The sequence below is a fragment of the Pseudoalteromonas sp. NFXS39 genome, assembly GCF_040148775.1.
Classification (GTDB): Bacteria; Pseudomonadota; Gammaproteobacteria; order Enterobacterales; family Alteromonadaceae; genus Pseudoalteromonas; species Pseudoalteromonas apostichopi.
On record NZ_JAGDEC010000003.1, the window covers coordinates 433,565 to 455,217 of the forward strand.

The following is a 21,653-nucleotide window of genomic DNA, read 5'->3' on the forward strand; positions in this document are numbered from 1 at the left end:
CAACGAAGCAATTATGAAATTTAAAATGATAAAAGCCTCGGTAATAGGTGCCTTACTAAGTTGCTCAATGCCTTTATTAGCAACGCCAACTGCTTATTTACCTATTGGTATGGATGCACAGCTTGATCATCAATTAGATACTTTGTTTGCACTAACAATTGGCACTCCTATGGCTAAGCCATATCGTTTAGCAGAAGTCGAAAAAGCACTTCTTTTACTAGCAAAGGACGAGCCGGGGTTAGCTGCTGTTATTCGTTCAAAAATAAAGCCGTATCAAAGTGATGATGCAATCACTCGTGTCGGTGTAAAATTACAAGTAGATACAGATAATACCAAGAAAATAGCTAATCAACGCGGACTTAGTTCTGATGAATGGGGGCAAGGCTTCTTCGAAGGTATTTGGCGTGCCAATGATTACACTTTAGTACAAGTTGGTGTTGATTATCGAGCCAAAGCAAATAAGTTTGTAAATTACAATTCCTTTATCAGCTTCGCAGGGAGAGATTTACAGTTAAACCTTGGCTATAAAGAGCACTGGTTTTCACCTTTTAAGTACTCTGCACAAATTATTTCTACCAATGCTAAAACTGCACCTTCGATTTCTTTGGGAATGGTAAAACCAGCTCATAACTGGTGGAATTTTGACTTTGAGCTTTATTATTCTGAACTTGAACATGTCGATAATGGCATTCTTTATCAAAATGAGCTTCATAGTGGCACACCAAAGCTTGCTGGAACGCATTTTAGTATTGAGCCGCTTGATGGTTGGAAGATTGGCCTTAATAGAATGATGCAGTTTGGTGGTGGGCCCCGTAAAGTAGATGCTGGTGATGTGGTTGATGCATTTTTTGATCCCGCAGGTAATGACAACTCAGGCCTCACTGGTAGTAAAGATAATGAGTTAGGTGACCAATACGTAACAATTACCAGCACTGTAAATTTTAATTGGGGAATGCCCGTTGAACTTTACTTTGAATATGGTGGTGAAGATACAAAAAATCATAAGAACTACCAATTTGGTAATACTGTTAGTAATTTTGGCTTCTTCTTACCAAAGCTGAGTAATAAAATGTCGCTTAGGTATGAATATACCAATATGCATAGTCTGTGGTACGTCAATGAGATATACCCAGTATATGGTAATACGGTTAGTGGTTTTGTAACGGGACATTATGCGGCTGATCAGCGATATACTGACTTGCATGCCAATGGCGTCGCGAGAGTTTACGCTGATGCACCTCCTACACAGGTGCACAGCATGGAGTTAACTTATAGTGAAAGCTACCGCTCATTCTGGCGCAGTAAGCTAACATTGATAGAAAATGAAAGTAACTATCTAAATGAGTGGGGTCAAACGACTGGCGATTATGAACGCGCCGTTGAGCTTCAACTAAGTAACACACGCCAATTAAATGAGCATACATTAGAGACAACTCTTACTTATGGTGAAGATGTATTTGGAGATAACTATACTTGGTTATCTGTTGCATATTTTTGGTAAGCAAAGCCGTTAATACTTTTTAAGGAATATCTATGTCAAATCTTGATTCAGTAGCGGCAAGCTACCTCGAAAGTTTAAATCGTCATCAAATGTTGTTTGAGACGATGGAAACCTACCACCCTGAAGTGATGCAATTACTTGAAGCATGCCACAGTGCTTTGCAAGCGGGTGGTAAGGTGATTTGGTTTGGTAATGGTGGTAGCGCGGCAGATGCTCAGCACTTAGCTGCTGAGTTTGTTGTGCGTTATAAATTGGAACGAGGTCCATTAGCTTCTATTGCATTGACAACGGACACCTCAATTTTAACCGCTCACAGTAATGACTATCATTTTGATACTGTATTTGAGCGTCAAGTGCAGGCGTTATGTAAGCCAGAAGATTTAGTGATTGGTTTAACTACCTCTGGTACTAGCCCTAACATCAACCTCGCCCTGGCAGCTGCAAATGAAATCGGCGCTTTTACAGTCGCATTAACAGGCCGAGATGGTGGTAAGGTAAAAGACATCGCTAAGTTACCAATTATCATTAAAAATGATGAAACAGCGCGTATTCAAGAAGCGCATATGTTCATCGGTCATTGGTTATGCGAAGCCATCGATATGGTTGTAGCGGAGCAAAAGTAATGGATTTAGCGTTACTAAAAAACCTTTCAAAGGCACGTATTTTAGTCGTTGGTGATGTCATGCTAGATAGATACTGGCATGGCGACTCAGGGCGTATTTCGCCTGAAGCTCCAGTACCTGTTGTAAAAGTCAGTAAGTTTGAAGACAAAGCAGGTGGCGCAGCCAACGTAGCAAAAAATATTGCACGTTTAGATGGTAAAGTGGGCTTGTTAGGCTTAGTTGGTGAAGACGAAAGCGGGCAAATTCTTGAAACAATTTTAAGTTCAGAAAAAATTGATTCGCAATTAGTCAGTGTTTGCGATTTACCAACTATTTCCAAAATGCGTGTTATTAGCCGTCATCAACAAGTTGTACGTCTTGATCTTGAAGAGACCTTCACTGAGCAACACAGCCAATTGTTACTAAATCGTTTAGAGCTGGTGTTAGATGACTACGATTTTGTGTTGTTTTCTGATTACAACAAAGGCTCTCTTAGCTTAATTCAACAAATGGTTCAGGTTGCAAAGAAAGCAGGTAAAACGGTACTTATCGACCCTAAATCATCCGACTTAAGCTTATATTGCGGTGCTGATTACATTACCCCTAACTTAAATGAGTTTAAGCTTGCTGGTGGTAAAACTGATTCTGAGCAAAGCTTAACTGATAGTGCTCGTAAGCTAATTAGTGAAGCGGGTATTGCCGCTATGCTATTAACTCGTTCAGAGCATGGTATGTCGTTAATCAGTCAGACAGATAAATTCGACTTTGCGGCCCAGCAGCTTGAAGTCAGTGATGTAACCGGCGCTGGTGATACCGTAATCGCGACGCTTGCAGTGATGCTTGGTGCGGGTATGGCAGCAAAAGATGCGGTTGAAATTGCCAATCTTGCTGCAGGTATTGCGGTAAGTAAGCTTGGCGCAGCAACAGTATCGCCAGAAGAGTTGAGTCGTAAGCTTGGTCAATATTTACAGCAAACCGGTGAGCATTATCAAACACCATTTGAAGATGTGCTTCAGCACATTGAGTTTGCAAAACAAAATGGTGAAAAAATAGTTTTCACTAATGGTTGCTTTGATATTCTTCACGCTGGTCATGTGCGTTACCTTGCTCAGGCTAAAGCGCGTGGTGATAGGCTTGTTGTTGGCTTAAATAATGACGAATCAATCTCTCGCTTAAAAGGCCCAGAAAGACCAATTAATCCACTGGATGAACGTGCCATGGTATTAAGTGCGCTAGCATCAGTTGATTGGGTTATTCCGTTTGGCAGCATTGAAGAAAATGACACACCAGCAAAGCTAATCGAGCAAATTAGCCCTGATGTGCTAGTCAAAGGCGGCGATTACACCGTAGATCAAATTGCAGGTGCTGATCATGTTCTACGCCATGGCGGAAAAGTCGAAGTACTTGAGTTTCTTAATGGGTGCTCAACATCTAACGTTATTAGCAAAATTAAGTCTTAAGCAAAGCTTGGTAGTCACACAGCAGTGATTGCCAATCACTTTGATGCCAATGCATCACTTCGTTACGGCCTTGCTCTTTTGCAAATGAACGGGCAAGGCGTTTAATGTTTTCTTTTTGCCAACTGGCGTGCGGCTGTTTTATTTCGCCCCGGTCAAAGTCGATGATAAACACCTTTCCTGTATCATCGAATAAGATGTTATTGATGTTTAAGTCTGCGTGATATACCCCGTGATTATGAAACTCGCTGAGAGTCACAGCAATCGCTTTGAGTTCAGGTTGGCTGAGAGAGCGACTGATTAAAATATCTAACACACTTTTTGCCCCTGTCACCGCCTCGGTGATGATATCGCCGCGATAGATAAAGCCACTGGTGGTAATTTTTGCCGCAATAGGGTTTGGCACATTTAGACCAAGCTCACGCAAACGCATCATCAGCGCGAATTCTTTATAGACACGGGTTTGCTCTAAACCAAAATATAAATACTGGTCGCTCAGCAACTTACCTACTAAACCACCACGCCAATAGTGGCGCAGAACACCTGTAAGCTGTTGATGCTTAAAAAACCACGCTGTTGCGCGGCCTTTTTTAGCTCCGACTATTTTCTCTTGTTGTTGCCAATAACTGGCATCAAACCACTGTTGCGTGAGCTCATCTTTATAGGCTGGGTGACACAAAAGTGTGGTGTTTTGTAGATGCTGAGTTTCGAACATAACAACTTCAAGATTAAATAAAATTAGCCCTATCTTACCGTATTTTTAGCTTTTCGCATAAGTGCTTGCATTAGCATCAAGTTAATTTAAGATCGCATATTATTTGCTGTAGCTAAGGGCGCACGTGACTCAATCAACCTCCTATTCAGATATTTGTATTTTAAGGCTTTCGGCTATTGGTGATGTATGTCATGCCGTATCAGCAGTGCAAGCAATTCAAAAGGCACACCCGAAGGCAAAAATTACCTGGGTGATAGGTAAAGTTGAGGCTATGTTATTGGCCGATTTACCTGGTGTTGAGTTTGTTGTATTCGATAAAAAGCAGGGTAAACAGGCTTATCAGCAACTAAAAGAGACTTTCAAAGGTCGTAAATTTGATGTGCTATTACATATGCAAGTAGCACTAAGAGCGAATTTAGCAGCCCGTTGTATTCCAGCAAAAGTCAAAGTGGGGTTTGATTGGGCTCGTTCAAAAGAGTTACATAGCTTGTTTATTAATAAACGTATTGCCCCGCAATCAGAGGCTCATGTATTAGAAGGCTTTAAAGGCTTTGCTCAAGCTATTGGTACGCCTGATTACAAACCTCAATGGCAAATGCCAATTACCGAGCAGCACCAACAAGCAGCCGATGCGCTATTAGGTGAAGAGCGTTTAACCGGGCGTATTTTTGTTATCTCACCTGCGGCAAGTAAAAAAGAGCGTAACTGGTTACCCGAACGTTATGCTGCACTTGCTGAACATGCTTATCAACAAGGCTTTTCGGTGGTTATCACCGGCGGTCCAACGCCTTTAGAGAACGAACTAGCAGATCAAATTATCGCACATAGTTCTGCTCCTGTGCTTAACTTAGTAGGGAAAACCCAACTAAAAGAACTGCTATGTGTTTTGAAACGTTCGGCGTTAGTGTTAGCTCCTGATACTGGGCCTGCGCATATGGCTGTAACGGTAGGAACACCTGTTATAGGTTTGTATGCCCATTCAAACCCAAAACGCACAGGACCTTATTTGTATCAAGATTATGTTGTTGAGGTTTATCACCAAAATTTACTTGAACAAACTGGCAAAACGGCGCAAGAGCTACCTTGGGGAGTACGCGTTAAAGGGGCTGATTTAATGGCGCAAATAAGTGTCGAAAAGGTAATTTCGATGTTTGACTACGTGATACACAAAGAGCAACTGTAATGAGCAACGTTTTATTTTTAGACCGAGATGGTGTGGTCAATATTGATCATGGTTATGTATACAAACCACAAGAATTTGAATTTGTACCCGGTGTATTTGAGGCGTGCAAAGCCTTTGCGGATGCGGGTTATAAAATTGTGATAGTTACTAACCAGTCGGGTATTGGTCGCGGTTATTATTCAGAACAAGATTTTTCTAAGCTCACTGAGTGGATGAAAGGTGAATTTTTACGTCATGGCGTTGCTATTCTTGATGTGTATTTTTGCCCGCATCACCCAACGAAAGCGGAACCTGCCTATTTGCAAGAATGTAACTGTCGAAAGCCTGCTCCGGGTATGCTTTTACAAGCTATCAAAGAACATCAAATCGACCCATCACAAAGTATAATGGTGGGTGATAAGCTTGGCGACCTTATTGCCGCTGAGAGAGCCAATATCGCTACGCGTGTTTTAGTTCGTTCAGGGCAAAGTTATGCAGAATCAACAGAGCAACATGCCGATATTGTCTGTGAGTCTTTAGCTGATTTACCTACTTTGATTTTACAATCTTAGCAGGTAAGACCAGTTTTATTTCGCACGCCTCAAGGTGTGCGACGAACTGCAAACAGTGCAATTGTTCGCCTAAGCTTTTACAATAGGCGCAAAATTTAAAGTCATGCTAATCATTCCTGGTTAGGTACAAGAATATGTGGAGATTACAGATGAGAGCATCTGCGTTTTTTAATCAGTTGCAGCAGCAAATTGATGAAGTGAAAGCTGAAGGCTTATACAAAAGCGAGCGTGTTATCACGTCACAGCAACAGGCTCAAATTGAGGTTGCTTCTGGTGATAAGGTCATTAACTTTTGTGCTAATAACTACCTTGGCTTAGCAAATAGCCCAGAGTTAATTAAAGCAGCTCAACAAGGCCTTGACGACCACGGTTTTGGTGTTGCTTCTGTACGCTTTATTTGTGGTACTCAAGATATTCATAAAACCTTAGAGCAAAAGATCTCTGAGTTCTTAGAAACAGAAGATACTATTCTTTACTCATCATGTTTTGATGCAAACGCGGGTTTATTCGAAACAATCTTAGGCCCAGATGATGCAATTATCTCTGACGCTCTAAACCATGCTTCGATTATTGATGGTGTGCGCCTTTGTAAAGCAAAACGTTTCCGCTACGCAAATAACGACATGAGCGACCTTGAAAAGCAACTTATTGCTGCTGATGAAGCGGGTGCTAAAACAAAACTAATCGCAACTGATGGCGTTTTCTCAATGGACGGTGTTATTTGTAATCTTGAAGCGGTTTGTGACCTTGCAGATAAATATGATGCATTAGTAATGGTTGATGACTCACACGCTGTTGGTTTTGTTGGTGAAAATGGTAAAGGTACGCCTGAGTACTGTGGTGTACTAGATCGCGTTGATATCATTACAGGTACGCTCGGTAAAGCACTTGGTGGCGCATCGGGCGGTTACACATCAGGTAAAAAAGAGATTGTAGAGTGGTTACGTCAACGTTCTCGTCCTTATCTTTTCTCAAACTCACTTGCACCATCAATTGTTACAGCATCAATTAAAGTACTTGAAATGCTTAGCAATGGTGGCGAGTTACGCGCAAAACTATGGGATAACGCAAAATATTTCCGCGAACAAATGGAAGCAGCTGGATTTACTTGTGCAGGTAAAGACCATGCCATTATCCCTGTTATGTTAGGCGATGCTAAAGTTGCCTCAGCCATGGCTGACAAATTACTTGCTGAAGGTATTTACGTAACAGGTTTCTCATTCCCTGTAGTACCTAAAGGCCAAGCACGTATCCGTACGCAAATTTCTGCGGCGCATACAAAAGAGCAATTAGATACCGCTATTGCTGCCTTTACCCGTATTGGTAAAGAAATGGGTGTTATCTAATTTTATTTCTTAAACCGAAGCTATTGCTTCGGTTTTGTTTAATTGAGTGTGAATCATGAAAGCATTATCTAAATTAAAAGCAGAACCAGGGATCTGGATGACTGATGCGCCAAAGCCTGAAGTTGGCCATAACGATCTGCTTATTAAAATCCGCAAAACAGCAATTTGTGGAACTGATGTCCATATTTATAAATGGGATGAGTGGGCACAAAATACAATTCCTACGCCAATGGTTGTTGGCCACGAATATGTAGGTGAAGTGGTTGATATGGGCCAGGAGGTACGTGGTTTCCAAGTAGGTGACCGTGTTTCTGGTGAAGGACATATCACATGTGGTCACTGTCGTAACTGTCGTGCCGGACGCGTACATTTATGTCGTAACACAACTGGTGTGGGTGTTAACCGCGAAGGCGCATTTGCTGAATACCTTGTGATCCCAGCTTTCAACGCATTTAAAATTCCAGATAACATTTCTGATGAGTTAGCATCTATCTTTGACCCATTCGGTAATGCTGTACACACTGCGCTGTCGTTTGATTTAGTGGGTGAAGACGTATTAATCACAGGTGCAGGCCCAATTGGCATCATGGCTGCAGCTGTTGCTAAACATGTTGGTGCGCGTCATGTGGTTATCACTGATGTAAATGAATACCGCCTAGATTTAGCGCGTAAAATGGGTGCTACCCGTGCTGTAAACGTGGCTACTGATAACCTTGAAGATGTTATGAAAGAGCTAGGAATGACAGAAGGTTTTGATATTGGCCTTGAAATGTCGGGTGTGCCAGTTGCATTTAACAGCATGTTAAACAACATGAATCACGGTGGTAAAATCGCTATGCTAGGTATTCCACCTTCAGATATGGCGGTTGATTGGAACCAAGTTATTTTCAAAGGTCTAATCATTAAAGGTATTTACGGCCGTGAAATGTTTGAAACTTGGTACAAGATGGCGAGCTTAATCCAATCAGGTCTTGATCTGAAGCCAATTATCACTCACCAGTTCTCTGTGGATGACTTCCAAGCTGGCTTTGATACAATGATTTCAGGCCAATCAGGTAAAGTGATCCTTAACTGGGATTAATACCAAGTTGTTTGATAAGGCGGCTTTGGCCGCCTTTTTAGTTTAGAGAGTACTATGTCGTATAAACATATTTCAGTGAGCGAAACTTTTGCCCTGTTAGATAAAGAAGATGTTGTGATTGCTGATATTCGCGATCCTAACTCATTTCAAACTGGGCATATTCCAGGCGCTGAGCATTTATCAAATGCCAACATCAGTGATTTTATGATGCATAAAGAGTTTGATCAGCCAATTATCATCGTTTGTTATCATGGTGTGAGCTCTCAAGGTGCTGCGAGCTACTTAGTAGAGCAGGGGTTTGAAGACGTTTACAGTATGGATGGTGGTTTTACTGCTTGGCAGACGCAACTTCCGGAGCATATTGAACGATGATTGAGTTGGGCAGCATAAATAATCCTCGCGCCGCACAAGGCTTTATAGATTACATCAAAAGTAAGGGGTTACATGGCGAGTTGCGCTCACAAGATGGACAAACCGTGATTATTTGTATTGCCCCAGAGCACTTTCATCAAGCTCAACCACTTTGGCAGGATTTTGCTGCTAATCCACATGACGAAAAATACCAGCAAGCTTCATGGCAGGTAGGAAGCACTCAATCGCCACTATTATATCAAGGTCAATCACTTAACTTAAAAGCTCGCTTTAAAGCATTAAGTTGGCTAAATCGTACTGTTACATTAGTGTCGATTGTTATATTTGTAGCCTTCTTATTAGGTGGTTTTGAAACTATTTATAGTATGTTGCAGTTTAATCCTGCACAGCCTCTAACTTGGTTTACACCTGCAATTGTGCATTTTAGCGCTATCCATCTTATTTTTAATTTGATCTGGTGGATGACACTGGGTAACGATATAGAAAAACGTAGCGGTAAGTTAACTTTAGTTGGTTTATTTTTAGTTACTGCATTCATTAGTAACTGGGCACAGTTTTTAGTTGTAGGGCCGAACTTTGGTGGTTTAAGTGGCGTTGTTTATGGCTTACTGGGTTTTTGTTGGATTTACAGCGTAATGAGGCCATCAGAGCCGTCATTAGTAAGTAATAGCATCGTCGGTTTTATGCTGGTTTGGCTTATTTTAGGCTTTGTTGAATTGTTGCCCGTGAGTATGGCTAATTGGGCACATTTGGCGGGGTTATTAGCTGGAATGGCTTACGCCGTGTCTGACAAGCTGCTATCGCGTAAATAATACCAACCCGCAATAATACTTAATCATTTTGAGGGATTAAACCTGTCGCTAACTGCGTTAAAAATTTCTCATTTAGAACAACTAAATAACGAAATTTTTGCCTTGTTATCAACGAAGTTTTATTGCCTCAAAATAGACTACTTAATTAAGCGGATTGGTATAAAAATGGCGGCTAATGCCGCCATTTTACAATTAATGATATAAATACTTAGTAAATAACACTTCTCGGACAATCTCTTGTCCTGTTTCTTGTTTTAGTAGTGATTTTAGCTTCTCGGTACAGCGCTTTCTGATTTCTTCGCGGCCGGTAAGCGATTTAATATTTTCTTCTGGCTCTTTAGAGAGTATTTCAACAATCGCATCACGCAATAGCGGAGTGTGGTGTTCTACCACAGCAATATCTGACATATCATTAAGCATCAGATCCACCGTAATACGTACATATCCAAGCTTTTTATTACCTTGGCCTATGTAGTTGGTGATGATGTCAGGCTCAAAACCAAAGTAGCCAACATTTGATTCAGCCCGCACAGAGCAACTTGTTATTGCACTAACAAGCAGCATGCTTATCAAGTAAATTGATAACAATGACTTTTTCATAGTTAAGAATATTCCACCCTTTCAATGACTTTTAGTCTATACCCAAATTCACCTAAGATACAGGCTGTTCTGTGTTTTTTAACCTTGCTTGAGATTAAATCATGACTTTTTCGAAACGTGCAGCGATGATATCATTTGCATGTTTTTTTTAAATAATGAGTCGTTGTGATCACATTCCCAGTTTCACTAGCTGCAAATTGGCAGCCTGCTTCAGCATTTCCAGATTTGACGCAACAACAGCAAGGTTGGCTGCTTGAAGCCGGGTCATTAACGGCTAAGCTTAAAAGTCATTGTCAGGCTTTTTCAGTTGAAGTTTTAAACGAAGCACCTTTTGACTTAACCTGCGAGCAACAAGCGTTATTAAATACTTCTTTAAGTCAGGCATTAAACCGTGAAGTTTTACTTCTGTGTGATGGTAAACCAATGGTTTATGCTCAAAGCTGGTTGCCAGCGGATGATACATTAAAAAAGCAACAGTTGCTAAGTATGGGAACAAGACCGCTTGGCGATGTTATTTTTCAAGACCCAAGCTTATCGCGAACTGAAATCGAAGTTGCTGAGTTTTCACAGCAGCACGCTATTCAAGCTTTAACAGCTGAAATCGGCTACTCTTCACAACCATTGTGGGGAAGACGCAGTGTATTTAGCTTATCTAATGCTCATTTTCTCGTGGCTGAAGTATTCTTACCTGGAGCGTATATTTACCTATGAAGCTAGCTGCACTTAAGGTCGCACATATACCTTACTATAAACAGTTAATGCGTACCGATAAGCCAATTGGCACTTTACTATTGTTGTGGCCAACTTATTGGGCGCTGTGGCTTGCTGAGCTTGGCACGCCGAGCTTATTAAATTTTGTGGTATTTAGTTTGGGTGTCTTTGTGATGCGCAGTGCCGGCTGTGTAATTAATGACTTTGCCGATCGTAAAATAGATGGCTCAGTTAAGCGCACAGCCCAGCGACCGCTGGCAGCAGGTTTGGTATCAAGTGGTGAAGCTTTGAGCTTGTTTGTATTGCTTATCGTGGTAGCGTTTGGTTTAGTGTTAACACTCGGATTGCCAACCATTTTACTGTCGTTTGGTGCTTTAGCTCTGGCGTTTTGTTATCCATTTATGAAGCGTTACACCCAATTACCGCAAGTTGTGCTTGGTGCTGCATTCAGCTGGGCTATTCCAATGGCCTATATGGCATCAATTGGCTCTGTACCATTAGAAGCTTGGTTATTATTTACAGCTAATCTTGTATGGACTGTGGCTTATGACACCATGTATGCCATGGTTGATAGAGATGATGATTTAAAAATTGGTGTTAAATCAACGGCAATATTGTTTGCCAGCTATGACAGACATATCATCTTTTTACTCAATGTTTTGTTTATTATGATTCTTGCTTACATTGGTAAGAGTAACAACCTTGCTTTGCCTTATTGGCTAGGGTTAATTGCAGCGATTGGTTTTTTACTCTATCAACAAACGCTTATTCATAATCGAGAGAGAGACCCTTGCTTTAAAGCATTTTTGAATAACCACTATGTGGGGTTGGTGGTTTTTATTGGTTTAGCAGCATCCTTGCCACTGCCATTTTAATTACCTTGGTGGGTCGATAATACCGCTGATTGAGGCATTTTTCCTGAACCAACCAGCAATGGAATAGCGAACATCGTGTGCCGGTAATACTTCATGCATAAAGCGCTCACTTTCAAACATAACCAGCAAACCAGCTTGAGGCTTTATGACAATTTCAATGTCTTTACTTTTTGGCTTGTAAATTACCAATTCACCACCTGATTCTGGCGTGTTCAAGTAACAAACCGTTGTGAAAATTCGATTCGAACGGCCTTTGAAGGCATCAAAATGCTTTTTATAAAAGTCACCTTGCTGATACTTTGCATAGTGGCATTCATAGTCGAATAACCCTAAATAAAAGCTACGGTTTAACTGTGTTTTTATCGCTTCCATGGTCGCCAGATAAGTAATTTGTGCTTGGCTTGAACTATCGAACCAAAAAGTTTTATCTTTTCGCACGGTTTTATCTATTTGTTGGTCGGTTAAACGGCCAATACCAGCAGTATGAAAATGTGGGTTAATTCGATAGCAATCAGCAATTAAATCAGCGATTAGGTTTTCATCAATGGCGTTTTCAACAACAGCATAGCCAGCCTGTTCGATGGCATCTAAATAAGAGTCGGAAATTAGTGGTGCGGTCATTCATATGCACAATCAAAAAAAGGTGAGTAAGTGTATATGAAAAAATGTGCGATGCACGCTTTTTATGCAATAAAAAAAAGGGGGGGGCTAGCCTGATTCATTACAGGCTAACAGCATATAAAATAGCTTTTAGCTTTGGCTTGCTAACGCCGTTTTTTCAATGAGGTCAAGTAAATGACTAACATGAGAATTTTCATTGATTTGTTGGTTAGTTTGGATCACAAGCTGCTCGTGTGCGATACCTTTATTGGTTTTCAATAACAGTAAATCTGGGTCTGAAGAGACAATACTTGTGTGTTCAATACTGGCTATTGCGATGTGGTTTGACTTTTTAAGGCCATCCATTACTTGCTCAATGCTACCTACTTTTATACTTGATGTTTTATCAAAAGATTCAATTGCATCATTCAGCATAGATTGAACCTGTTTTGATTGAGAAAAGCAGCTGTACATTGGGTAGTCAGCAAAGTCGCGTTTACTGATATCGCTTTTATTGGCAAGTGGGTGGTTCTTAGCCACAAAAATAATGAGTTGATCGGGTAAATGAATATCGCTGCCAATGCTGTTCATTGCTTGCGAGCATACGCTGATATCAATTTCACCTAACTGCAGTTTACGTACAAGCTCGCTTTGTTCTTGTAACTGCATCTCGATTTTTACATGTGGATACTGCGCTAAAAATTGGCCGCAAGAAACAGGAACAACCGTGCTAGCTTTATTGGTATAACCGATAACTAATTTTTCGTTAGTGCAACCGTTTAAAGATTCGAATAAACGTTTTTTGGTCTCTTCAAGGTTGTCGAGGGTTTGTTTAGCGTACTCAAGGAAAAGTTCACCTTCTTTGGTTAGCTTAACTGAGCGTGTAGAGCGGGTAACTAGCTCATAGCCAATTTCATCTTCAAGCGTCTGAATACTGCGAGTTAACGCTGAAGTGCTGATTTGGGTTTTTTCTGCAGCTTGGCGAAAATGCCTCAGCACGCCTAGTGCCACAAATTGTTCAAGTTGTTCAAATCTCACTTTAATAGTCCCTTGTTATAAGTAAGCCTTTTTACATATAGGCGGTATTATTATACTTCACGGAAGGCATAGTAAATTATTGTACCTTTTTTGGGAAGTGTTTTACAGAAAAGTTACATCTAATCAGGGTAACGATCTTTAATCTCTAAGAAAAGTGGTAAATTTTCAAGTAATAAGTCGACAAGAATTGGATCAAAATGTTTCCCGCGTTGATCTTTTATAAGCGTTAAAGCCTCATCCAATGGCCATGCTTTCTTATAACAACGGTCGCTGCAAAGCGCGTCAAATACATCTGCTAGGGCGGTGATACGGCCAACTATATTGATATCGTCTGCTATTAAACCTTGCGGATATCCTGAACCATCCCACTTTTCATGATGCTGGTAGGAAATTAAAGCACCACATGTCAATATCTCGTTACTTGAATTTTTTAATATTTCGTAGCCGATTTCTGCATGGGTTTTCATTACTTCCCACTCATCATCAGTGAGTTTACCAGGCTTGTTTAAAATGTTATCGGGAATGCTGATCTTACCTATGTCATGTAAAGGTGAGGCAAGTTTAATGATTTCGCATTGAAATGGGTTTAGTTCTGAAAGCTGAGCAAGCAGTTCACTATATAAAGCAACACGTTTAACGTGGGAACCAGTTTCTTTAGAGCGTTTTTCTACAGCCTCACCGAGAATGTACGACAATTCTTTTTGTGATTCTTTTACCATTTCTCTGAGTTTTAAATTATCGTAAGCAAGCGCGATATTATTGGCATAAAACTCTAACAGTTGATGCTCTGTTGCTTGCAACTTACTACCTTTATGTACATAAAGCATGGTTTCTAGGCCAGCTTTGGTAGGAAAGTAACCAATGTAATCATTGCTTGTTTTTAGTGATGACTTACGCTCATGTGCATCTATAAATAAGTTTTTTACCTCATCTGGAATGGTATTTTGCTGTGGTGTAGGACCTACGCCTGAGGCAGCAAGAAGCTGGAAATCTTTTGCTGGAGACGATTGTAAGTTAACAGCCGCAGCACAATAGATTTGCGCATCATTAATTCCCATCACGTTAGTGACATGGCTTAAAATTGTTGAGGCGAACTCATGAACACTGTCACATTTTAAAAAATTTGCTGAAGCATTAATTATTTGTTCAAGACCATGCTTATGGCGGTCAATAATTTGAATATCACGATGTGCCCTTAAGGCTGAGTAGAGCAGGGTTTTAATTTTAATCGCGGTAAGCTCTGTTTTATTTTTGTAATCGTTGATGTCGTAATCGCGGATAATGGCTTCTTCAGGGGCTTCACCGGGCTGGCCTGTGCGCAGTATTAAACGAATATCGTGGTTTTCTATTTCATCGCGAATGAATTGAATAAGCTCAAGACCAGCATGGTTGGTTTCCATTACCACATCAACTAGGGCAACAGAAAAGGGAATATCTTTTTTTAAAAACTCTTTTGCTTCGGCCGCAGAATAGGCGTCATAAAAGCGCAGACCTTTATTTTCAAAAGTGAACCCAGCTAATACTAGTTTCGTAACTTGGTGAATATCTTCTTCATCATCAACAACAAGAATATGCCAGTATTCAGGTTCTTCAGTTTCTATATTATTTTCTTCTAACTGTTCTTCAGAAAATAAGAAATCATCCACAAAAACACCACTTATTGTTGTATCTCATACAATAAGTATAGAGGCAGAAATTTACTCTGCCTTATCTGAAACTGGTTTTTTTTCGATATTCTTCAATTCGATTTCGATAGCGTGGCAGGAGATGTGGATCTCATACAAAGAGGTTAGAAGAGACAAGGCTAAGCAAGCGAGGCTGCTCCCAAATAAAATGATTCCAGTGGTATTAAACTCTATAAATAATGCAAACATCGATAAAGTACACATGAGAAAAGAGGCAACGCCATAGACCTGCATCACCCGAATGAGTTTGATACGTTTTCTTAAGTTGGTAATTTGTGCAACAACCAGTGGGCGGATACTTTCCCCTTCACGTGCATTGAGTTCTCGAATAAGCTGAGCAAGCACCAAAAAGCGGTTGGTATAAGCAAGTAACAGTAAAGAAATTGCAGGGAATAACAATCCCGGTGTTGTTAAAGTCATGTGGTTACCTTGAAATAAGCGTTGCAGCGAAGTCAATTGCTAGCGTAGTTTAGGATTTAAAGATAAAAAAGTAAAAGAGAAGTGATTTGCAAAACAAGAATTTAAATCAACCAAACAAGCCGGACCCATTTTCTTGGGTGAAAGTATTTCAAGCTGAAAATGGCTTAGAAGCAAATATTATTAAAGGGCTTTTACAAAGTAAGGGGATAGAATCTCAATTACAAGGTGAGCTTTTACAAGGAGCGCTTGGGGAGATCCCATTTGAACAAACGGGGGTTGATATACTTGTTTACGCATTAAAAGAGCGCCAGGCGCAAGAAATATTGCTAAACTACCGACAATTAAAACAATCGGCTCCTGACTGGGTATGCCCTAAGTGTCTTGAGCTTAACGGAGCAACATTTGAAATATGTTGGTCTTGTGGGACTGTAAAGAATGACGAAAGCGAATAATTTTCAACGTATTAGAGAATTAAACTATTTGCAAAAAGCAGTGTTAGGTGGAGCTTTACTTGAGCGTATGCTGCCTAATTACAGCTTATTTAGTGAAGCAACAGGGTTTGGTGATGCAGCGGTTTTTCGAAGCGCACTTAGTGTCTGCTGGGAAAAAATATTACTGCCAAAAAGTAAAATCAGCCTTGAAAAGCAAATTGAAAAAATAGAACCGAATGTGCCAGAGCTCACTGACTTTGATATGTTTGGGGCTTATCCGGCAATTGATACTGCTACAGCTCTGCTTGGTATGCTGCATGGTTTAATAGCTAAAGATGAACAAGAGTTTTTGAATATTAGTAAAATTTCACAGGCTTCAGTGGCTCGCTTTATTGAGTACCAACTAACAGTAGATGGTGAAGTGGCAGACAACAAAGCTGTCCGTGAACACCCTTTAATGCAATATGAAATTGATGTGCTTGCAGAGCTTATTGATTTTGTAGAGCAAATGGGCCGAATTACTTCAGAGAACGTGAAAGAGCTTAAACAACTAGCGGTTTCTGATGGCCAAACCAACATTGGTATTGCAATTTAATATTCAGTAATGCGTATTTTCACTGTAAAATGCGCATTTGTTTTTTCTTGGCGGAGTAATTGATGCGAATTTTAGGTATTGAATCATCATGTGATGAAACGGGTATTGCCATATATGATGATGAACAAGGCTTATTAGCACATCAACTGTATAGCCAAGTAAAAGTGCATGCCGATTACGGCGGTGTGGTCCCTGAACTAGCTTCACGCGATCACGTACGTAAAACCTTACCTTTAATTGATGCGGCATTTGCGCAAGCTAGCTGTGCTCCAGAAGACTTAGATGGTATTGCTTACACCGCAGGGCCCGGACTTGTTGGTGCACTCTTGGTGGGAACCTCAATTGGTCGCTCACTGGCCTATGGCTGGAATATTCCAGCAGTCGCTGTGCATCATATGGAAGGCCACCTACTTGCGCCAATGCTAGAAGAAGACAAACCAGAGTTTCCGTTTATCGCGCTCTTAGTGTCTGGTGGTCATACCATGATGGTTAAAGTATCTGGTATTGGTGAGTATGAAGTATTAGGTGAGTCAGTTGATGACGCTGCAGGTGAAGCATTCGATAAAACAGCGAAGTTGTTAGGCCTTGATTATCCAGGTGGTCCACGTTTAGCAAAGCTTGCTGAGCAAGGCACGCCAGAGCATTTTGTGTTCCCGCGTCCGATGACCGATAAACCTGGCTTAGATTTTAGTTTTAGTGGTTTAAAAACAGCAGCGTCGCTCGCTATTCGTGATAGCGATGACGATGAGCAAACTAAAGCAGATATTGCCCATGCATTTCAAACAGCTGTTATTGATACCCTAATTATTAAATGTAAACGAGCTTTAAAACAAACAGGTATCAAACGTTTAGTTATTGCTGGTGGCGTGAGTGCTAACGTGCAATTACGTGCTCAACTAGAGCGAGTTATGCAAGGTATGAAAGGGCGAGTGTATTACCCGCGCACAGAGTTTTGTACAGATAACGGTGCAATGATTGCTTATGCAGGTATGCAGCGTTTGAAAGCAGGTCAATTCGCGAGCCTCGATATGAAAACTAAGCCACGCTGGCCTATTGATTCACTCGAAGCGCTTTAATTTATAGCACTACTCTTGTTCAGGGGCTTTTTTCTTAGCCCCTATTTTAGGTTCTTCCCCAGCCATCAAGCGAGTAATATTTGCTCTGTGGCGGAAAATTATCAGTACGGTTAGAAAGGTAACAGGCAAAGTATACAAGGGCTTTATCCACCAGGTATAAAGAGGCGCTAATGAAACTGTTACCAGTGCCGCAAGTGATGAATAACGCGTGATAGCAACAATTAAGATCCAGGTTGCAATTAACATCCCACCTAGCGATAAACCAATAGGTAATAAAGTACCAAAGGCAGTTGCAACCGCTTTACCGCCTTTAAAACTAAAAAACAGTGGGTACATATGCCCTAGACAGGCTGCTACACCAATTAGACCTAACATTAGAGGATCTATTTTTAAAAAGTAGGCACCCCAAACTGGGATCGTCCCTTTTAAAATATCAAAGACAAGAACTAAAACAGCGGGGACTTTTCCGCCAAGGCGATAAACATTTGTTGCACCAGGGTTATTCGATCCATGACTGCGTGGGTCTGGTAGTTTAAACAGCCGTGATACAAGGATAGCGGAAGAGACCGATCCCAGTATGTAAGCTAAAACTAACATTAAAACTTCTAACACGCGCTTCCTTATTTTTTAATCTGCACTTTTGGGCTATCATTGGCGGCAAAACCATCTGCCGCTCTCATCGAGTAGAATGTACGCACCATATTGCAATGCATCTATCCGTTATTGTAGGGGTAATTTTTATATATTAAAACAGTATGACAGCTTATATAGCGCATTATTGAAATCAATAAGCGTTTAGGATGAGTATTGTTTTAAAATATTTATGTCACTTGGAGTATCAATGGACAAGGTATATATATCACAACTACATGTAGACACCATCATTGGCGTGTATGATTTTGAAAAAGAAAGTAAACAAAGCCTGTATTTTGATATCGAAATGTTATGTGATATTTCAGCCGCTGCGGCGACGGATGATATAAATTTAGCACTTGATTATGCCAAAGTGAGCGAGCGAGTTATTGAGCATACTACAGCAAAGCCTGTTGAGTTACTTGAGACCTTAGTTGAGCAATTGGCTGCAATGATCCTTAGTGAGTTTGCGACCAGTCAAGTGACTATTCGTGTGAGTAAGCCGGCTGCGGTACCACAAGCTAAAACGGTGGGAGTCGAAATCACCCGTCATAAGGCTAACTGATTATGGCGCAAATTTTTATAAGTCTTGGCTCTAATGTTAATAAAGAGCACTACCTGAGACAGGCGCTTATTGCCCTAAAGCCTTACTTTCCTGACTATAAACACTCGTCAGTTTATGAGAGTGAGGCAGTTGGCTTTGCAGGGAACAATTTTTATAACTCTGTGATTGCTGCTCAAACAGATATGCCATTAACCGAACTGTGTAAACTTCTGAAGAAGATTGAACTTGATAACGGTCGCACCCGCGAGGATAAAAAATTTAGCCCGCGCACTTTAGATCTAGATTTATTGTTTTATGATGACATTATCTGTGACTCGCCTGCGCAGTTACCTCGTGACGAAATTACCAAAAATGCGTTTGTACTACAGCCATTAGCTGAAGTAGCCCCTAACTTTTTTCATCCCGTAGCTAAGCTAACTTTAGCTGAACTATGGAAGAATTATAACAATCCGCAACAAAAACTATGGAAGGTGGAGTTTTCTAACCCATGAGTATTATTGAGATAATTGTTCTAGCCTTAATTCAAGGATTGACTGAGTTTTTACCTATTTCGAGCTCAGCACATTTAATTTTACCCTCACAAGTTTTAGGCTGGCACGACCAAGGCTTAGCATTTGATGTGGCGGTTCACGTTGGTACTTTAGGTGCCGTGGTACTGTATTTTCGTAAAGAAGTAGTGGATATTCTTGGCGCTTGGTTTAAATCGTTTGGATCACAAGGCGCGACTGATGACAGCCGTTTAGGTTGGTGGATTATTGTTGCGACTATTCCTGCATTATTAATCGGTTACCTATTTAAAGACTTTGTAGAAAGCTACTCACGTAATGCCTGGGTTATTGCAACCTCGACTATCGTATTTGGTTTACTGCTTTGGTATGCCGATGCTAAAGCAAAACAAGTTAAGAATATTTACCAAGTAAACTTTTTTAGTGCGTTATTACTGGGTTTTTCGCAAGTGCTTGCGATGGTATTTCCGGGGACATCGCGTTCTGGTATTACCATTACAGTGGGTTTAATGCTGGGTCTTAACAAGCAAAGTGCTGCGCGTTTCTCGTTTTTAATGTCGATTCCGGTTATTGCAGCTGCAGGTTCATATTATGTGTATCAATTGGCAACAGCGGGTGAAGCGATTGATTGGCATGCTATTTTATTAGGCGCAGCATTATCATTTGTATCAGCGTATGCATGTATTTTCTTTTTCTTAAAAGTAATTGAGCGCATGGGCATGATGCCATTTGTTATCTACCGCTTACTATTAGGTGTTGGTTTGTTTGCATTCTTAATGCTGTAAAATAGGCGCTCACTTCAATTAAAAAACACCTCAAATTGAGGTGTTTTTTATGTTGGCTATTTGGCAAAAGTCTATTGCCGTGTAGTAATGGTAAGTAAAGCTTATATTTGGCATTATAACGCTTTATTTTAACTCTCATTCATTTTGCTCAGGACAGTAGATGCATATTCATATTCTTGGAATTTGTGGCACCTTTATGGGTGGTATTGCCGCAATCGCTAAATCGTTAGGTCATACCGTGACAGGCTCTGATCAAAATGTGTACCCGCCGATGAGTACACAATTAGAAGAGCTAGGTATCACCCTAACCCAAGGTTATGACATTAGCCAACTAGATCCCGCGCCCGATATGGTAGTAATTGGTAATGCTATGAGCCGTGGCAACCCTTGTGTTGAATACGTGCTTGATAAAGGCTTGCCTTACACGTCAGGTCCTGAATGGTTAAAACATAATTTATTGCAAAACTCCTGGGTCTTAGCCGTAGCGGGTACCCATGGCAAAACAACCACAGCCAGTATGCTGGCATGGTTATTAGAATATGCGGGAATGAAGCCGGGATTTTTGATTGGTGGTATCGTTCAAAACTTTGGTGTGTCTGCTCGTGTTGGCGAAACGCCATTTTTTGTTATTGAAGCCGACGAATACGACACTGCTTTTTTCGATAAACGTAGTAAGTTTGTGCACTACTTACCGCGCACATTAATTCTAAATAATCTCGAATTTGATCATGCTGATATTTTTGAAGATTTAAACGCGATTAAAAAACAATTTCACCACTTGATGCGTACACTACCTAGTAGTGGCAAAGTTATTTGGCCTAGCCAAGACGAAGCTCTACAAGATGTGATTGAACGAGGCCTTTGGAGCGAGAGTGAAACACTCTTTGGCGATTGGGATTACCGTTTACTTAAAGCAGATGGTAGTGAATTTGAAGTGTTATTAAGTTCACAAGTTCAAGGCGTTGTCAGCTGGCAAGCCATGGGTGAGCACAATGTGAAAAATGCCATTATGGCGATAGCAGCTGCAAGGCATGTAGGCATTGCCGTATCTGTCAGCATTGCAGGCCTAGCTGAGTTCATTTCTCCTAAGCGCCGCATGGAGCTCAAAGCTGACATCAACTCGATTAAAGTGTACGACGATTTTGCCCATCACCCAACGGCAATTGAAACAACCTTAGCAGGACTTCGTGCAAAAGTGGGCACAGAGAAGATCATTGCTATTTTAGAGCCTCGCTCAAACACCATGAAAATGGGCGTGCATCAACAAACCTTGATTGATTCACTGAAAGCGGCCGATGAAGTGTATTTATTTGAGCCAGAAAATTTAAGCTGGTCGCTAAAAGAATACGCAGATAAAGCTGGGATGCATTGTAGCTCAAGCACTGAGGATATAATTGCTCAAGTCATCGCTAGTATCGCGCCTTCACAACATGTGTTAATTATGAGTAATGGTGGTTTTGAAGGTATTCATCAGCGTTTAATCACAGCACTTGAACAAAACTAATCAGTATCA

The 21,653-nt window shown here is 40.8% G+C and carries 25 protein-coding genes; 18 read left to right on the forward strand and 7 right to left on the reverse strand.

What is annotated here, in order from left to right:
* Positions 1-13: 13 nt before the first annotated feature.
* The 3 genes from J3455_RS08100 to hldE are packed head-to-tail and all read left to right on the forward strand — an operon-like array spanning position 14 to position 3,563.
* Complete coding sequence (locus tag J3455_RS08100; RefSeq protein WP_349561502.1) at positions 14-1,501, forward strand: capsule assembly Wzi family protein; 1,488 nt, start codon at positions 14-16, stop codon at positions 1,499-1,501.
* A gap of 32 nt (positions 1,502-1,533) precedes the next feature.
* A complete protein-coding gene (locus tag J3455_RS08105) occupies positions 1,534-2,124 on the forward strand; it encodes a D-sedoheptulose-7-phosphate isomerase (RefSeq protein ID WP_054560969.1) in 591 nt (196 codons plus the stop codon).
* Positions 2,124-3,563 carry a bifunctional D-glycero-beta-D-manno-heptose-7-phosphate kinase/D-glycero-beta-D-manno-heptose 1-phosphate adenylyltransferase HldE gene (gene hldE / locus J3455_RS08110; protein WP_130050627.1) on the forward strand — a complete coding sequence of 480 codons (1,440 nt, stop codon included), beginning with the start codon at positions 2,124-2,126 and terminating at the stop codon, positions 3,561-3,563. The genes J3455_RS08105 and hldE overlap by 1 nt, the downstream gene beginning before the upstream one ends.
* Here hldE and J3455_RS08115 read toward each other — a convergent pair.
* Complete coding sequence (locus J3455_RS08115) at positions 3,553-4,275, reverse strand: 3-deoxy-D-manno-octulosonic acid kinase (RefSeq protein WP_178927387.1); 723 nt, start codon at positions 4,273-4,275, stop codon at positions 3,553-3,555. The two genes, hldE and J3455_RS08115, sit on opposite strands and share 11 nt — an antisense overlap.
* Before the next feature lie 124 nt (positions 4,276-4,399).
* On the opposite strand from J3455_RS08115, the gene J3455_RS08120 reads away from it, so the two are divergent.
* The 6 genes from J3455_RS08120 (at position 4,400) to glpG (ending at position 9,620) form a co-directional block, all read left to right on the forward strand.
* Positions 4,400-5,458 (forward strand): glycosyltransferase family 9 protein, encoded by a 1,059-nt coding sequence (locus J3455_RS08120; RefSeq protein WP_250661195.1) that lies wholly within the window; start codon positions 4,400-4,402, stop codon positions 5,456-5,458.
* Positions 5,458-6,009: a D-glycero-beta-D-manno-heptose 1,7-bisphosphate 7-phosphatase gene (gene gmhB, locus J3455_RS08125; RefSeq protein ID WP_130050630.1), complete on the forward strand. Its 552-nt coding sequence runs from the start codon at positions 5,458-5,460 to the stop codon at positions 6,007-6,009. Before J3455_RS08120 ends, gmhB begins: the two co-directional genes overlap by 1 nt.
* A gap of 149 nt (positions 6,010-6,158) precedes the next feature.
* Positions 6,159-7,355 (forward strand): glycine C-acetyltransferase, encoded by a 1,197-nt coding sequence (locus J3455_RS08130; RefSeq protein WP_054560964.1) that lies wholly within the window; start codon positions 6,159-6,161, stop codon positions 7,353-7,355.
* Between the two features lie 55 nt (positions 7,356-7,410).
* The gene (tdh, locus tag J3455_RS08135) at positions 7,411-8,436 is read left to right on the forward strand and encodes an L-threonine 3-dehydrogenase (RefSeq protein ID WP_130050631.1); all 1,026 of its coding nucleotides are present in this window, start codon (positions 7,411-7,413) and stop codon (positions 8,434-8,436) included.
* 54 nt (positions 8,437-8,490) lie between these two features.
* Complete coding sequence (glpE, locus tag J3455_RS08140; protein ID WP_130050632.1) at positions 8,491-8,808, forward strand: thiosulfate sulfurtransferase GlpE; 318 nt, start codon at positions 8,491-8,493, stop codon at positions 8,806-8,808.
* Positions 8,805-9,620, forward strand: a complete 816-nt coding sequence (glpG, locus tag J3455_RS08145) for a rhomboid family intramembrane serine protease GlpG (protein ID WP_349561503.1) — start codon at positions 8,805-8,807, stop codon at positions 9,618-9,620. Before glpE ends, glpG begins: the two co-directional genes overlap by 4 nt.
* A gap of 192 nt (positions 9,621-9,812) precedes the next feature.
* Here glpG and J3455_RS08150 read toward each other — a convergent pair whose 3' ends face one another.
* Positions 9,813-10,184, reverse strand: a complete 372-nt coding sequence (locus J3455_RS08150; RefSeq protein WP_372799653.1) for a flagellar basal body-associated protein FliL — start codon at positions 10,182-10,184, stop codon at positions 9,813-9,815.
* A gap of 201 nt (positions 10,185-10,385) precedes the next feature.
* Between J3455_RS08150 and J3455_RS08155 the strand changes: the two genes are divergently transcribed.
* Both J3455_RS08155 and ubiA read left to right on the forward strand, forming a co-directional pair.
* Positions 10,386-10,931, forward strand: coding sequence for a chorismate--pyruvate lyase family protein (locus tag J3455_RS08155; RefSeq protein WP_130050635.1), 546 nt, complete (start codon positions 10,386-10,388; stop codon positions 10,929-10,931).
* Entirely contained in the window at positions 10,928-11,806 is an 879-nt protein-coding gene (gene ubiA / locus J3455_RS08160; protein ID WP_130050636.1) for a 4-hydroxybenzoate octaprenyltransferase, read from the forward strand. The genes J3455_RS08155 and ubiA overlap by 4 nt, the downstream gene beginning before the upstream one ends.
* Here ubiA and J3455_RS08165 read toward each other — a convergent pair whose 3' ends face one another.
* The 4 genes from J3455_RS08165 to J3455_RS08180 form a co-directional block, all read right to left on the reverse strand.
* Entirely contained in the window at positions 11,807-12,427 is a 621-nt protein-coding gene (locus J3455_RS08165; protein ID WP_130050637.1) for a 2OG-Fe(II) oxygenase, read from the reverse strand.
* Between the two features lie 129 nt (positions 12,428-12,556).
* Positions 12,557-13,444 carry a LysR family transcriptional regulator gene (locus tag J3455_RS08170; RefSeq protein ID WP_130050638.1) on the reverse strand — a complete coding sequence of 296 codons (888 nt, stop codon included), beginning with the start codon at positions 13,442-13,444 and terminating at the stop codon, positions 12,557-12,559.
* Between the two features lie 119 nt (positions 13,445-13,563).
* Positions 13,564-15,090 (reverse strand): response regulator, encoded by a 1,527-nt coding sequence (locus J3455_RS08175; RefSeq protein WP_239977584.1) that lies wholly within the window; start codon positions 15,088-15,090, stop codon positions 13,564-13,566.
* 51 nt (positions 15,091-15,141) lie between these two features.
* A complete protein-coding gene (locus J3455_RS08180) occupies positions 15,142-15,549 on the reverse strand; it encodes a DUF2721 domain-containing protein (RefSeq protein ID WP_130050640.1) in 408 nt (135 codons plus the stop codon).
* Positions 15,550-15,635: 86 nt separating this feature from the next.
* On the opposite strand from J3455_RS08180, the gene J3455_RS08185 reads away from it, so the two are divergent.
* The 3 genes from J3455_RS08185 (at position 15,636) to tsaD (ending at position 17,651) form a co-directional block, all read left to right on the forward strand.
* Positions 15,636-16,001, forward strand: coding sequence for a putative signal transducing protein (locus tag J3455_RS08185; protein ID WP_130050641.1), 366 nt, complete (start codon positions 15,636-15,638; stop codon positions 15,999-16,001).
* Positions 15,985-16,575 (forward strand): YjaG family protein, encoded by a 591-nt coding sequence (locus J3455_RS08190; RefSeq protein WP_130050642.1) that lies wholly within the window; start codon positions 15,985-15,987, stop codon positions 16,573-16,575. The genes J3455_RS08185 and J3455_RS08190 overlap by 17 nt, the downstream gene beginning before the upstream one ends.
* Before the next feature lie 62 nt (positions 16,576-16,637).
* Entirely contained in the window at positions 16,638-17,651 is a 1,014-nt protein-coding gene (gene tsaD / locus J3455_RS08195) for a tRNA (adenosine(37)-N6)-threonylcarbamoyltransferase complex transferase subunit TsaD (protein ID WP_349561505.1), read from the forward strand.
* 9 nt (positions 17,652-17,660) lie between these two features.
* Here tsaD and plsY read toward each other — a convergent pair whose 3' ends face one another.
* Positions 17,661-18,263 carry a glycerol-3-phosphate 1-O-acyltransferase PlsY gene (gene plsY / locus J3455_RS08200; RefSeq protein ID WP_130050643.1) on the reverse strand — a complete coding sequence of 201 codons (603 nt, stop codon included), beginning with the start codon at positions 18,261-18,263 and terminating at the stop codon, positions 17,661-17,663.
* 229 nt (positions 18,264-18,492) lie between these two features.
* Here plsY and folB point away from each other — a divergent pair, with 229 nt between their 5' ends.
* From folB to mpl, 4 genes are all read left to right on the forward strand, one after another.
* A complete protein-coding gene (gene folB / locus J3455_RS08205) occupies positions 18,493-18,849 on the forward strand; it encodes a dihydroneopterin aldolase (protein ID WP_349561507.1) in 357 nt (118 codons plus the stop codon).
* Positions 18,850-18,851: 2 nt separating this feature from the next.
* Positions 18,852-19,340, forward strand: coding sequence for a 2-amino-4-hydroxy-6-hydroxymethyldihydropteridine diphosphokinase (gene folK, locus J3455_RS08210; protein WP_130050645.1), 489 nt, complete (start codon positions 18,852-18,854; stop codon positions 19,338-19,340).
* Complete coding sequence (locus J3455_RS08215; protein WP_130050646.1) at positions 19,337-20,140, forward strand: undecaprenyl-diphosphate phosphatase; 804 nt, start codon at positions 19,337-19,339, stop codon at positions 20,138-20,140. The genes folK and J3455_RS08215 overlap by 4 nt, the downstream gene beginning before the upstream one ends.
* 160 nt (positions 20,141-20,300) lie before the next feature.
* Entirely contained in the window at positions 20,301-21,644 is a 1,344-nt protein-coding gene (gene mpl, locus J3455_RS08220; RefSeq protein WP_349561508.1) for a UDP-N-acetylmuramate:L-alanyl-gamma-D-glutamyl-meso-diaminopimelate ligase, read from the forward strand.
* Positions 21,645-21,653: the final 9 nt, after the last annotated feature.

Coding starts and splice junctions, on each gene's coding strand:
- J3455_RS08100 (WP_349561502.1), top strand. CDS start 14: ATGAAATTTAAAATGATAAAAGCCTCGGTAATAGGTGCCTTACTAAGT.
- J3455_RS08105 (WP_054560969.1), top strand. CDS start 1,534: ATGTCAAATCTTGATTCAGTAGCGGCAAGCTACCTCGAAAGTTTAAAT.
- hldE (WP_130050627.1), top strand. CDS start 2,124: ATGGATTTAGCGTTACTAAAAAACCTTTCAAAGGCACGTATTTTAGTC.
- J3455_RS08115 (WP_178927387.1), bottom strand. CDS start 4,275: ATGTTCGAAACTCAGCATCTACAAAACACCACACTTTTGTGTCACCCA.
- gmhB (WP_130050630.1), top strand. CDS start 5,458: ATGAGCAACGTTTTATTTTTAGACCGAGATGGTGTGGTCAATATTGAT.
- J3455_RS08130 (WP_054560964.1), top strand. CDS start 6,159: ATGAGAGCATCTGCGTTTTTTAATCAGTTGCAGCAGCAAATTGATGAA.
- tdh (WP_130050631.1), top strand. CDS start 7,411: ATGAAAGCATTATCTAAATTAAAAGCAGAACCAGGGATCTGGATGACT.
- glpE (WP_130050632.1), top strand. CDS start 8,491: ATGTCGTATAAACATATTTCAGTGAGCGAAACTTTTGCCCTGTTAGAT.
- glpG (WP_349561503.1), top strand. CDS start 8,805: ATGATTGAGTTGGGCAGCATAAATAATCCTCGCGCCGCACAAGGCTTT.
- J3455_RS08150 (WP_372799653.1), bottom strand. CDS start 10,184: ATGCTGCTTGTTAGTGCAATAACAAGTTGCTCTGTGCGGGCTGAATCA.
- ubiA (WP_130050636.1), top strand. CDS start 10,928: ATGAAGCTAGCTGCACTTAAGGTCGCACATATACCTTACTATAAACAG.
- J3455_RS08165 (WP_130050637.1), bottom strand. CDS start 12,427: ATGACCGCACCACTAATTTCCGACTCTTATTTAGATGCCATCGAACAG.
- J3455_RS08180 (WP_130050640.1), bottom strand. CDS start 15,549: ATGACTTTAACAACACCGGGATTGTTATTCCCTGCAATTTCTTTACTG.
- J3455_RS08190 (WP_130050642.1), top strand. CDS start 15,985: ATGACGAAAGCGAATAATTTTCAACGTATTAGAGAATTAAACTATTTG.
- tsaD (WP_349561505.1), top strand. CDS start 16,638: ATGCGAATTTTAGGTATTGAATCATCATGTGATGAAACGGGTATTGCC.
- folB (WP_349561507.1), top strand. CDS start 18,493: ATGGACAAGGTATATATATCACAACTACATGTAGACACCATCATTGGC.
- folK (WP_130050645.1), top strand. CDS start 18,852: ATGGCGCAAATTTTTATAAGTCTTGGCTCTAATGTTAATAAAGAGCAC.
- J3455_RS08215 (WP_130050646.1), top strand. CDS start 19,337: ATGAGTATTATTGAGATAATTGTTCTAGCCTTAATTCAAGGATTGACT.
- mpl (WP_349561508.1), top strand. CDS start 20,301: ATGCATATTCATATTCTTGGAATTTGTGGCACCTTTATGGGTGGTATT.